This is a genomic window from Pseudomonas sp. P4_C1, assembly GCF_056402155.1.
The window spans coordinates 56,094-68,259 of record NZ_JBFUHY010000026.1 but is presented as its reverse complement, the minus strand read 5'-3'; the positions used below and the strand labels follow the sequence as shown (position 1 = coordinate 68,259).

Genomic DNA, 12,166 nt, shown 5'->3' with positions numbered 1-12,166 from the left:
GCTGGATAACTGATGACATGAACGGCCAACCGGCCTGACGACAACCCTGGGCTCTCACACGGCTGCAAGGCCGTTCCCCTAATTAGGGTCGTTGGGCATCGATTCTCATCGAGGCGCGGGGGCCACAACCCCAACTCAGACGCCGGATAGATGAAAGCAAGCCAAACACGACATCAACAACAGTATTGCAGAAAAGGGGGTAACCATAGATGTGGGAGCGGGCTTGCCCGCGAAGGTGGCCTGACAGCCGGTCAATTTCTGGCAGATTTATGCAAATCCAAATGTGGGAGCGAGCTTGCTCCCACAAGGGATCAATCCTTGAACCGATGGATCAATTCGCCACCCGAACCCCACCCAGACTCCCGCTCAGTTCATACGCCGCCAGTTCCGCCTGATGCGCCGCCAGCAATTCCGGCAACGATCCGCGCAAATACTCGACCCAGGTCTTGATCTTCGCATCCAGGTACTGGCGCGACGGGTAGATGGCGTACAGGTTCAGTTCCTGCGAGCGGTATTTGGGCATCATGCGCACCAGCGTGCCGTTGCGCAGGCCTTCTATCGCGGCGTACAGCGGCAGGACGCCAACGCCCATGCCGCTGATGATCGCGGATTTCATCGCGTCGGCGGAGTTCACCAGGAACGGTGAGCTGTTGATGGTGACCATTTCCTGGCCGTCGGGACCGTCGAAGGCCCATTTCTCCAGCGGAATCACCGGGCTGACCAGGCGCAGGCAGGCGTGGTTGAGCAGGTCGCTGGGTTTTTGTGCGCAGCCGTTGGCTTTGACGTAGGCCGGCGAGGCGCAAACGATGCTGTAGGTGATGCCCAGACGCTGGGAGACGAAACCCGAATCCGGCAGTTCGCGGGCCAGGACGATGGACACGTCGTAGCCTTCGTCGAGCAGGTCCGGCACGCGGTTGGCCATGGTCAGGTCGAAGGTCACGTCCGGGTGGGTCTTGCGGTAGCGGGCGATGGCATCGATCACGAAGTGCTGGCCGATGCCGGTCATGGTGTGCACTTTCAGTTGCCCGGCCGGGCGGGCGTGGGCGTCGCTGGCCTCGGCTTCGGCTTCTTCGACATAGGCCAGGATCTGCTCGCAGCGCAGCAGGTAGCGTTTGCCGGCTTCGGTCAGGGCGATACGACGGGTCGTTCGGTTGAGCAGACGGGTTTGCAGGTGGGCTTCCAGGTTGGAGACCGCGCGCGAAACGTTGGCCGTGGTGGTGTCCAGTTGCACGGCGGCGGCGGTGAAGCTGCCCGCTTCGGCCACGTAACTGAAGGCGCGCATGTTTTGCAAAGTGTCCATGGGGTGCTCTCTCGTCGAATGACAAATTGTGACACGAAGTTTCTGTTTATTTACAGGCGACTAAGGATCTACCTACGGATTATCTCGTTAACGGTAACAAAGATTCACAGGAATCCCAGCTTATCGCCCTTCAGGCCGCCCCATAGAATTGCGCTCACCTCAAGAACACCCCACCTCAGGAAATCGCAGCAGTGCCGCGTCGCATCAGCAGAGCGCTTCAGTCGCTCAGTGTTTTGGCTTTAACCCTGGCAATCAGCGGCTGCATCGGAACCGGAGGTATTGCCCCACAGGGCAAGGCGCTGGAGGCCAATTCACTGGCCACCGACGAAGCGATCCAGAGCGCCGCGCAAGATGCGCACTGGCCCACCGCGCAATGGTGGCAGGCCTATGGTGACCCGCAACTGAATCGCTGGATCGACCTCGCCCTGCAAGGCAGTCCGACCCTGGCCATGGCCGCCGCCCGGGTGCGTCAGGCCAGGTCCATGGCCGGTGTGGCCGAAGCCGCCGAGTCGCTGCAGATCAATGGCGAGTCGACCCTCAAGCGCCATAACTGGCCTACCGACCAGTTCTATGGCCCCGGCGAGCTGGCCAACAGCACCACCTGGGACAATAACGCGGCGCTGGGTTTCAGCTATGCCCTCGACCTCTGGGGCCGGGAAAGCAATGCCACCGAGCGCGCCGTGGACATGGCGCACATGACCGTCGCCGAAGCACGCCAGGCCCAGCTCGAATTGCAGGACAACATCGTACGGGTCTACATCGAGTTGTCGTTGCATTACGCCCAGCGGGACATCGTCGAGGCGACCTTGAAGCAGCAACAGCAGATCCTTGAGCTGGCGCAAAAACGCCTGAGCGGGGGCATCGGCACCCATTTCGAAGTCAGCCAGGCCGAGACGCCGCTGCCGGAAACCCATCGCCAGATCGACGCCCTCGACGAAGAGATCGCCTTGAGCCGCAACCAGCTCGCCGCCCTCGCCGGCAAGGGGCCGGGGGAGGGCGCGCAGTTACAGCGGCCAACGTTGTCGTTGGGGGCGCCACTGAAACTGCCGTCGTCGCTGCCGGCGCAATTGCTCGGCCAACGCCCGGACGTGGTCGCCAGCCGCTGGCAAGTGGCGGCGCAGGCGCGGGGCATCGATGTCGCCCATGCCGGTTTCTACCCGAACGTCGACCTGGTCGGCAGCCTCGGCTACATGGCCACCGGCGGCGGGGCGCTGGAGTTCCTGACCGGCAAGAAACTCAACTACAGCGTGGGGCCGGCGATTTCATTGCCGATCTTCGATGGCGGGCGATTGCGTGGGGAATTGGGGGAAGCCTCGGCCGGGTATGACATCGCCGTGGCCAAGTACAACCAGACCCTGGTCAATGCCCTGAAAAACATCTCCGACCAGTTGATCCGCCGCGAGTCCATGGACAAGCAACAGGCTTTCGCCGCCGAGTCGGTGGCCACTGCGCAGAAGACCTACGACATCGCGATGATTGCCTACCAGCGCGGCCTGACCGACTACCTCAACGTGCTTAATGCCCAGACCTTGTTGTTCAAGCAGCAGCAGGTGCAGCAGCAGGTTCAGGCAGCGCGTTTGAGTGCCCATGCCGAGTTGGTGACGGCGTTGGGCGGTGGCCTCGGTGCCGGCAACGACGTGCCAAAAGACAGCCAGACCCAAGCGCCGAAAACCCCGAGCCTTTTGCGTTGAACACAACACCTGTGGGAGCGAGCTTGCTCGCGATGAGGGCGTGTCAGTCAGCAATCATGTCGCCTGACACACCGCTATCGCGAGCAGGCTCGCTCCTACAGGTTCCGGTTTTCCCTGGAATTTATTGAGCAGGATTTGATGACTCCCTTGCCCGCACCCTTGCGCTGGCTGTACTCCCTGGAATGGCGCCGGGGGCTCTTCGACTGGGCACGCAGCGACGGCGTGACCTGGGTCTACATCTTCAAGGTGTTGTTCTCCGCATTCCTGACGCTGTGGCTGGCCATGCGCCTGGAACTGCCGCAACCGCGCACGGCGATGATCACCGTGTTCATCGTCATGCAGCCGCAGAGCGGCCAGGTGTTCGCCAAGAGTTTCTATCGTTTTCTCGGCACCCTGGCCGGGTCGGCGGTGATGGTCGCGCTGATCGCCCTGTTTGCGCAGAACACTGAGCTGTTCCTCGGTTCGCTGGCGATCTGGGTCGGTATCTGCACGGCCGGCGCCGCCCGCTGCCGCAACTTCCGCGCCTACGGTTTCGTACTCGCCGGATACACCGCCGCGATGGTCGGCTTGCCCGCATTGGCCCATCCGGAGGGTGCGTTCATGGCGGCGGTCTGGCGGGTGCTGGAAATCTCGTTGGGCATTCTCTGTTCGACCCTGATCAGTGCTGCGATCCTGCCGCAATCGGCCAGCGCGGCGATGCGCAATGCCTTGTATCAGCGCTTTGGCGTGTTCGCCCTGTTCGTCACCGACGGCTTGCGTGGCCGCAGTCAACGCGAGGCGTTCGAGGCCGGCAACGTGCGTTTCATCGCCGAAGCCGTGGGCCTGGAAGGCTTGCGCAGCGTCACTGTGTTTGAAGACCCGCACATGCGTCGGCGCAATGGCCGCCTCAGTCGCCTGAACAGCGAGTTCATGGGCATCACCACGCGTTTCAACGCCTTGCATCAGTTGCTCGAACGCCTGCGCAGCAGCGCAGCGGATCAGGTAGTAGCGGCGATCAAACCGGGACTGCAGGACCTCGCCGAGCTGCTCGACGGCTTCAGCGGTCGAGCCCTGACCAGCGCCGATGCGGCGCGGCTGGTCACAGTGTTGAGCGCCTACAAGGAAGATTTGCCGGCGCGGGTGCGTTGTCTGCGGGCGACGTTCCAACAGAGCAATCCGAGCGATGCCGAACAACTGGATTTTCACACCGCCTACGAGTTGCTCTATCGTTTCGTCGACGACCTGCACGGTTATGCACAGACCCACGCCTCCCTGGCCGATCACAGTCATGAACGGGAGCGCTGGGACGAGCCGTTCACTCCGCAAACCAACTGGATGGCAGCGGCAGCATCGGGGATTCGCGCAGCGTTCATCCTGGTGGTTTTGGGCAGCTACTGGGTGGCAACCGCCTGGCCGAGCGGCGCGACCATGACCCTGATTGCCGCCGCGACCGTGGGCCTGTCCGCCGCCACCCCGAACCCGAAACGCATGGCCTTTCAGATGGCGTGCGGGACATTGCTCGGGGCGCTGATCGGCTTCGTCGAGATGTTTTTCATTTTCCCGTGGATCGACGGATTTCCGTTGTTGTGTGTGATGCTCGCGCCGGTGATCGTACTGGGTTCGTTCCTGACCTCGCGGCCGCAATACGTCGGCGTCGGCCTGGGCTTGCTGATCTTCTTCAGCACCGGTTCGGTGCCGGACAACCTCACGGTTTACAACCCCTATACCTTCATCAACGACTACATCGCCATGGTAATGGGCATGCTGGTGTGCGCAGCGGCCGGAGCGATCATTCTACCGCCCAACAGCCGCTGGCTGTGGCGTCGGCTGGAGCAGGACCTGCGCGCTCAGGTGGTGTACGCCATCAGTGGCAAGCTCAAGGGTTTGGCCTCGAGTTTTGAAAGCCGCACCCGCGATCTGGTGCATCAGGCCTACGGCTTCGCGGCGGGTCAACCGCAAGTGCAGCGGGACTTGTTGCGCTGGATGTTCGTGGTGCTGGAAGTCGGTCACGCGATCATCGAATTGCGCAAGGAACAGGCGATTTTGCCGGTGCATTCGGCCTATGCCGAATCCCAGCCGTGGCGCCAGGCGATCCGGGTGATGGGGCGTGCGCTGGTGCGGTTGTTCCTGCAACCGAACAGCAGCAACCTCGAACGCGCGCTGATCGCGGTCGATCATGCCATCAGCCGTGTGCAGTCCACCGACGAACCCTTCGCCCCGCACTTCGATACTTCGGCGTTGCGCCGGGTGAAGAGTTACCTGCACTTCATCCGCACCTCTCTACTTGATCCGCAATCACCGCTTGCGGCCTTCGCAAACAGCCAGCCCCAAGGACTTGAGCATGCCTCGTGAAATCGCCTTCCACGGCGTGTACATGCCGACCATGACCCTGATGTTTTTCATCGCGGCGGCGCTTGCCTGGGCGCTCGACCGGTTCCTGTCCGGGTTCGACCTGTACCGTTTTTTCTGGCACCCGGCGTTGCTGCGCCTGAGTCTGTTTACTTGTCTGTTCGGCGCCATGGCGCTGACTGTCTACCGTTGACTCTCTATCACTGACTCTCTATCTCTGAAGAATGCCCCGATGAAAAAGTTTTTCAGCCTGCTCGCGACCTTGCTGGTGCTGGCCCTCGCGCTGTGGATCGGCCGCTCCTTGTGGGAGCACTACATGAACACGCCGTGGACCCGTGACGGCCGCGTGCGCGCCGATATCATCAACGTCGCCGCAGACGTCACAGGCGAAGTGGTGGACGTGCCGGTGCGCGATAACCAACTGGTGAAGAAGGGCGATTTGCTGATGCAGATCGATCCCGAGCACTACCGTCTGGCAGTCAAGCAGGCTCAGAGCCTGGTGGCATCGCGCAAGGCGACCTGGGAGATGCGCAAGGTCAACGCCCACCGTCGCGCCGATATGGACAACCTGGTGATCTCCCGGGAAAACCGTGACGATGCCAGCAATCTTGCTGACTCGGCCCTGGCCGATTACCAGCAGGCCCAGGCGCAACTGGAAGCCGCCGAACTCAATCTCAAACGCACTGAAGTGCGCGCGGCGGTGGACGGCTACGTCACCAACCTCAACGTGCATCGCGGCGACTATGCGCGCATCGGCGAGGCGAAAATGGCCGTGGTCGACATGAACTCGTTCTGGGTCTACGGCTTCTTCGAAGAAACCAAGCTGCCCCATGTGCGCGTCGGTGATAAGGCGGACATGCAACTGATGAGCGGCGAAGTGCTCAAGGGCCATGTGGAAAGCATCTCCCGCGGCATCTACGACCGCGACAACCCGGAAAGCCGCGAGTTGATCGCCGATGTAAACCCGACCTTCAACTGGGTTCGCCTGGCGCAACGGGTGCCGGTGCGCATTCACATCGATGAAGTGCCGGAGGGTGTGGTGTTGGCGGCGGGGATTACTTGTACGGTGGTGGTGAAGCAGGATGGAGGGGCATGACTTGTAGACCGGGTGGCCCCATCGCGGGCAAGCCCGCGATGGGAACGACTCGGTTGAGCAGGTATAAAACAGCGGTTCACTCCTTGCAAAACGTCTCATGCAAATGCCGCCAGATCACCCGGCCATCCGCCTGCTTCTCGAACACGACCGTGGAGCGACGATCCGAGTGCAGTCCGGTCGCATCGGTTTGTTGTTCGCGGTAACTCACGGTCGCGCCGCCGTCGTACAACGCAATACCACGCAACTCGCTGAGCTCGATGCGAAACCCGAGTTTCTTGCCGCCCGCCAGCATGAACAATTCGTTCAGCGCGTCAAAATCCAGCACCCGACCGAGCGGCGAGACCATGGAAAACTGCGGCGAAAAACGGGTCAGCAGTTGTTCGAGTTCAGACGCGTCCCGTTCTTCGGCCAGCCATTGCTCGATGGCCACGTGGGCCTGGATCACTTCGTCGAAGTATTCGGTGTAGTCGGTCATGTTGTTTCCTGAAATTCTGTGGTGTCTGTTCTGACGCCATCGCGATCAAGCTCGCTCCCACAGGATTAGCGCCATCTGAAAATCTGCGCATGACCTGTGGGAGCGAGCTTGCTCGCGATTGCAGGCGACTCGGTCTCAGAGCTGCCCACGCAACCCGAACCGCTTCATCAGCCCCGATTCCAGCAGCCCCTTGGGCAACAACCCGGCGAGCAGCGGCAACGCACGACTGCCATTGCCCAGGCGCACCAGGCGCGCAGGTTTGCTCCGCTGTACAGCCTTGAGTAACCCGGCGGCGAATTCACTGGCCGGGGTCGGTTTGTCCTGGGAAGCCCTGGCCCGGGCACGAATGCCTTCGCGCAGCGGGAACCATGGCGATTGTTCGCTGATCAGTTGCTCCGCTTCGTGCCCCGCATTCCTGGCGAAACTGGAGGCGATGGCCCCCGGCTGGACTTCCATGACCCGCACGCCGAACGGCGCCAGTTCCATGCGCAAGGCATCGCTCAAGGCATGCACGGCGGCTTTCGAGGCGCAGTAGGCGCCGGCGAATGGCGTGACCAACACACCCGAAACGCTGCCGATATTCACGACCAGTCCTTTGGTCCGGCGCAGCACGGGAAACATCGCGCGAGTGACGCCAACGACAGCGAACACATTGGTTTCGAACTGGCGCTGCATGGCCGGTACGCCGCCATCGAGCAGTGGTCCCATGGCGCCATAACCCGCGTTGTTGATCAGCACGTCGAGACCACCGCGCTCCTGGTTGATGCGGTCACTCAACTGCTCAAGGGCAACACCGTCGTTTACGTCAAGTTGCACGGCGGTAAATCCGGCAGCGCTCAGCATGGCGACGTCTTCGGCCTTGCGCGCACTGGCCCAGACTTCATAGCCGGCGCCCTTGAACGCATCGGCAAGGGCGCGGCCAATGCCACTGGAACAACCGGTAATCAACGCGACGGGCATGGCGCATTCCTTGTGCAAAAAATGGGAGAGGGATCAGTCGGAAAAACTACCCTGCAATCGCTCGGCGCGAAACTCCAGGGTTTCCGGACGGTAGCCAGGGCGCAATGGCGGCAGCGGCAAGCAATCTTCCCAGTTGCCACCGGCCTGCAATTCGCCGGGGCCACGGTAGCGCGGGGCGGTGTATTGATTGTCGGCCAGGTTCACCGTATCGCCCGGTGCATAGGCCGCGACTCGCCAGCGCAGCTCGGTTAGCGGCACGTCATTGCCGTTGTTCAAGGTCAATTGCAATGGGCGGTCGGCGGGACATTGCTGCGGCGCGTAGCTGATGCGCAACTCCAGGCGTTGCAGCTGCTTGAGTTCGCGGTGGTCCATCCAGATGACCCAGGTGGCGACGATGCCCAACCCCGCGGCGGCGGCCATGGAAACGGGCAAGGCCTTGGCCGGATAGCGCAGCAACAGGATCAGCCAAGTGATGACCAGCAGGACGCCGATGAACATGACGTGAATTCTCGGGGACAGAGAGGGTCATCCTACCTAAGCGCAGGTAAGGTTGGCGATGAACTTGATTACTGTGGAGGATGTTTTGGCCTCATCGCGAGCAAGCTCGCTCCCACAGTGGACTGAGGCGAACACAAATTCTGTGATCAACCACAAAACCCTGTGGGAGCGAGCTTGCTCGCGATGAGGTCAGGCAAGGCAATACAAAACCCAGTGCAAAAAAAGCCCCCGCCCAGCCTGCTGCGGATAGGGACGCAGCAGGCTGGACGAGGGCTTCTTGTTTTACTGAGTGTTACTGCGCGATGGTTTTCACCGCCACGCCACGCTCAACCGGCGTCGAGCGCCCGTAGATATCTTCAAACCGCTCGATATCGTCCTCGCCCAGGTAGCTGCCGGATTGAACCTCGATGATCTCCAACGGGATCTTGCCCGGGTTGCGCAAACGGTGAACCGAAGCAATCGGAATATAGGTCGACTGGTTCTCGGTCAGCAGGAACACGTTCTCGTCACAGGTCACTTCGGCGGTGCCGCTGACCACGATCCAGTGTTCGGCGCGGTGGTGGTGCATCTGCAGCGACAGGCAAGCGCCCGGTTTGACCGAGATGTGCTTGACCTGGAAGCGCCCGCCCATGTCCACCGAGTCATAGGAGCCCCACGGACGGTAGACCTCGCAGTGGTTCTGGGTTTCGCTGCGGCCCTGTTCGTTGAGGGTGTTGACCATCTGCTTCACGCCTTGGACCTTGTCCTTGTGGGCGATCATCATGGCGTCCTTGGTTTCGACCACGACGATGTTTTCCAGGCCGATCACCGACACCAGTTTGCCGTTGCCGTGGATCATGCAGTTTTTGCTGTCCTGGATCACCACGTCGCCTTTGGTGACGTTGCCGTTGGCGTCTTTTTTATTGACTTCCCACAGCGACGACCAGCAACCGACATCGCTCCAGCCAGCGGTCAATGGCACGACGCAGGCGCGTTGGGTTTTTTCCATCACCGAGTAGTCGATGGAGTTGTCCGGGCAGCAGGCGAAGGTGGCTTCGTCGAAGGTGATGGTGTCGGCATCCTGCTGGCTGCGTTCCAGGGTCAGCAGGCAGGTGTCGTAGATGTCCGGATCGTGCTTCTTCAACTCTTCGAGGAAGCGGCTGGCGCGGAACAGGAACATGCCGCTGTTCCAGAAGTAACCGCCGGACTGGACGAACTCGGTGGCGCGCTTCACGTCAGGTTTTTCGACGAAGTGCGAGACGCGGCTGACACCTTCAGGCAGCAGCGAGTCGTTGGTCGACTTGATGTAGCCATAACCGGTTTCCGGCTTGGTGGCCGGCACGCCGAACAGCACCATTTCACCGTTTTCGGCGGCGACGGTGGCCAGGGCCAGTGCACGCTGCAGGGCTTTCTGGTCTTCCAGCACGTGGTCGGCCGGCAGCACCAGCATCAGCTCGTCGCGACCTTCGCTGACCAGCATCATCGCGGTCAGGGCCACGGCTGGCGCGGTGTTGCGCCCGAACGGCTCCATCAGGATGCGCTGGGTTTCGAGTTTGCGCGCGGCCAACTGCTCGTTGACGATGAAACGGTGGTCCTTGTTGCAGACCACGATTGGCGTGTCCATGCCTTCGAACACCAGGCGTTCCAGGGTTTGCTGGAACAGGGTGTGTTCGCCGGTCAGGGCCAGGAACTGCTTGGGGAATTGTTTGCGGGAAAGCGGCCAAAGACGTGAGCCGCTACCACCTGACAAGATCACCGGAATCATGTTGTTACTCCTTGAATATCGATTGGTTAGAGCTACTGCGTTCTGTCGTTTCACTCTTGTTTTTGTCTCGTGTCCGGGCTGGCGCGGCGGTCCTCTGTAGGAGCGAGCCTGCTCGCGATGGACGTCAACGAAAACGCGTTCTGTCTGGCTAAACGCGTTGCCCTGACGTTTTTCGCGAGCAGGCTCGCTCCTACAGGGGGGACATGTGCCAGTCCGGATAATTTGTTAGCGCGTCGACACCGGGCGTTTCACCCAGACCGGCGACAGGCTGCTGCCGCTGCCGGTGACGTACAGCACCGCAGCTTCACCGCGTTCCAGGGCGACCGGTTTCACGTCACCGACTTTGGTGGTGCCGTCGTACAAGGCCAGGCTGACCTTCACCGGGTTGATTTCACGCTCGCCGCGACCCTTGGGCGCAACGTTCGGGACCACGTCGGTCTTGCCATCGGCGGTCTTCAGGGTCAGCGCCTTGTCGCTGAGGTTTTGCACGCGTACCAGGGACTTCTGCTTGTTCTTGAACGGCGGCTCCTCGATCAGTTGCGGTGCGCCGCTGGCGTTGTTGACCAGGGTGTAATAGTGGTCGCCGGCCAGTTTCACCGGCAGGCTCTGGCTACCGACCTTGGCGCTGTAGTCGCCGCCCGGCATGAAGCTGAAGTCACTGCTCGATAGCGGCGCGACGTCGCTCAGGCTGGTGCTGCCGACGGTGGCGCTGACTTCGGCGTTGCTGGCGTTGTAGATGCGCACGAAGGTCGAGCCTTTCGGCGCGGTCGGGCCGTACAGGGCGGCGTCGCCACCGGCGAAAGCCTGTACCGACAGCACGCTGAGGCCGGCAACCAGGGCAAAGCTTTTAGCGAGACGACGAGGAGTTGTAGTGAAAGTCATGGTGTACCTCTCTTTCAGTTTTGCGCCCGGTCGGGCGTCTCGGATTTGTTGATGTTGGCTACGTTTTGTTGGCGGGCGCCGGCTTGTTTAAGCTCTGCGACCCACTGCGGGTCGGCGTCGCCGATTTCGTTGTTCACGGGCAGATATCGTTCAGGGAACTCCCAGATCAGCACCTGTGGCGGGCTGTTCTTGAAGGCATCGCTTTTCAGGTAGCTGAGCATCGGCAGAATCGGGCCGTGGCCGTCTTCGGCGTAATTGACCACGTCGCTGTTCAGCGCTTGCTTGAGTGCACCGACGAAGTTCCAGTTGGGATTGGCGCTGTAGCTGGTGCCGATCAGAGCCACCGGCACTTCGTTGTTGGCGAACAGCGCGTCGTCGCCGGCGGGCTGATCTTCAGCTGCGACCGTATTGCGCTTCTGCAAGGGTTCTGCCTTGGGCATCAGGTTTTCGAATAGCGGGTCCAGTGGCAGGAACAGGCGCAGGTCGCCCTTGTGGGTGATGGTCTCCGCAGGTTCTGTGACGAAGCGCTGCGGCTCGCCGCTCAGCGGGTACTTGTCGGCAATGGTCTTGGCCAGACGGATGGCGGCGATCTCGGCGCCTTGCGGGGTCCAGTGGGTGTCGGTGCGCAGGAACACTTGCTGGCCATCCTGTTTGGCCTGTTGCAGCGGGCCGAGCAGGTCAGGGGCCGGAATCCGGTCGGCGGCCAGGCGCTGGTGGAAGTCCTTGTAGAGGTTGGCGTGGATGCTCGCCGGTTTCACCTCACCGAGGTGTTCCGGGTACAGGCGCACCTTGGCCGGCACCACCGCCATCACCAGTTGCACGCCTTTCTCTTTCAGGGTCTGGCGCACGCCTTCGACCAGCGCGTAGTTGCCTTGCAGGTTCAACTCTTCGTTGACCACCGGGTGGAATTCTTCATCGCTGTACAACCACTGGTCGCGACCGAGCACCACGCCCGGACGACCTTCGTTGAACAGTTTGAAATCCAGCGCGGCCCAGAGATTGGTGCCCAGGCGCTTGATCGGGAACTCATCGTCGTAGTGGGTTTCCACGGCCTTGGTCCAGCGACCGTTGAGCACCGTCGCATCGGCGTTGGTGCTGAAGCCGAAGAAGCTGCGCACCGACCACAGACCCAGCACCAGCAGGGTCACCAGGAACAGCGCGATGTAGAAAATGCGTAATGAGCGGGTCATGG

General features: G+C 61.5%; 11 protein-coding genes. 4 read left to right on the top strand and 7 right to left on the bottom strand.

Annotated features, from left to right (window positions below):
• Positions 1–331: 331 nt before the first annotated feature.
• Positions 332–1,300, bottom strand: a complete 969-nt coding sequence (locus AC1DU9_RS16590; RefSeq protein ID WP_223459805.1) for a LysR family transcriptional regulator — start codon at positions 1,298–1,300, stop codon at positions 332–334.
• 191 nt (positions 1,301–1,491) lie between these two features.
• On the opposite strand from AC1DU9_RS16590, the gene AC1DU9_RS16585 reads away from it, so the two are divergent.
• The 4 genes from AC1DU9_RS16585 (at position 1,492) to AC1DU9_RS16570 (ending at position 6,415) form a co-directional block, all read left to right on the top strand.
• Positions 1,492–2,991, top strand: a complete 1,500-nt coding sequence (locus AC1DU9_RS16585) for an efflux transporter outer membrane subunit (RefSeq protein ID WP_223459807.1) — start codon at positions 1,492–1,494, stop codon at positions 2,989–2,991.
• Between the two features lie 138 nt (positions 2,992–3,129).
• Positions 3,130–5,322, top strand: a complete 2,193-nt coding sequence (locus AC1DU9_RS16580) for an FUSC family protein (protein ID WP_457266027.1) — start codon at positions 3,130–3,132, stop codon at positions 5,320–5,322.
• The gene (locus tag AC1DU9_RS16575; RefSeq protein ID WP_015096751.1) at positions 5,312–5,512 is read left to right on the top strand and encodes a DUF1656 domain-containing protein; all 201 of its coding nucleotides are present in this window, start codon (positions 5,312–5,314) and stop codon (positions 5,510–5,512) included. Before AC1DU9_RS16580 ends, AC1DU9_RS16575 begins: the two co-directional genes overlap by 11 nt.
• 39 nt (positions 5,513–5,551) lie before the next feature.
• Positions 5,552–6,415 carry an efflux RND transporter periplasmic adaptor subunit gene (locus AC1DU9_RS16570; RefSeq protein WP_223459812.1) on the top strand — a complete coding sequence of 288 codons (864 nt, stop codon included), beginning with the start codon at positions 5,552–5,554 and terminating at the stop codon, positions 6,413–6,415.
• 76 nt (positions 6,416–6,491) lie between these two features.
• Here AC1DU9_RS16570 and AC1DU9_RS16565 read toward each other — a convergent pair whose 3' ends face one another.
• The 6 genes from AC1DU9_RS16565 to AC1DU9_RS16540 all read right to left on the bottom strand — a co-directional run bounded on the left by AC1DU9_RS16565 (position 6,492) and on the right by AC1DU9_RS16540 (position 12,164).
• Complete coding sequence (locus tag AC1DU9_RS16565; protein WP_223459814.1) at positions 6,492–6,890, bottom strand: DUF4440 domain-containing protein; 399 nt, start codon at positions 6,888–6,890, stop codon at positions 6,492–6,494.
• A gap of 135 nt (positions 6,891–7,025) precedes the next feature.
• Positions 7,026–7,850 carry an SDR family oxidoreductase gene (locus AC1DU9_RS16560; RefSeq protein ID WP_223459816.1) on the bottom strand — a complete coding sequence of 275 codons (825 nt, stop codon included), beginning with the start codon at positions 7,848–7,850 and terminating at the stop codon, positions 7,026–7,028.
• 33 nt (positions 7,851–7,883) lie between these two features.
• Positions 7,884–8,348: a multidrug transporter gene (locus AC1DU9_RS16555; RefSeq protein ID WP_108214937.1), complete on the bottom strand. Its 465-nt coding sequence runs from the start codon at positions 8,346–8,348 to the stop codon at positions 7,884–7,886.
• Between the two features lie 292 nt (positions 8,349–8,640).
• A complete protein-coding gene (locus AC1DU9_RS16550; RefSeq protein ID WP_223459818.1) occupies positions 8,641–10,092 on the bottom strand; it encodes a mannose-1-phosphate guanylyltransferase/mannose-6-phosphate isomerase in 1,452 nt (483 codons plus the stop codon).
• A 225-nt stretch (positions 10,093–10,317) separates the two neighbouring features.
• Positions 10,318–10,974 (bottom strand): alginate O-acetyltransferase AlgF, encoded by a 657-nt coding sequence (locus tag AC1DU9_RS16545; protein WP_223459819.1) that lies wholly within the window; start codon positions 10,972–10,974, stop codon positions 10,318–10,320.
• Between the two features lie 14 nt (positions 10,975–10,988).
• Entirely contained in the window at positions 10,989–12,164 is a 1,176-nt protein-coding gene (locus AC1DU9_RS16540) for an alginate O-acetyltransferase (RefSeq protein ID WP_223459820.1), read from the bottom strand.
• Positions 12,165–12,166: the final 2 nt, after the last annotated feature.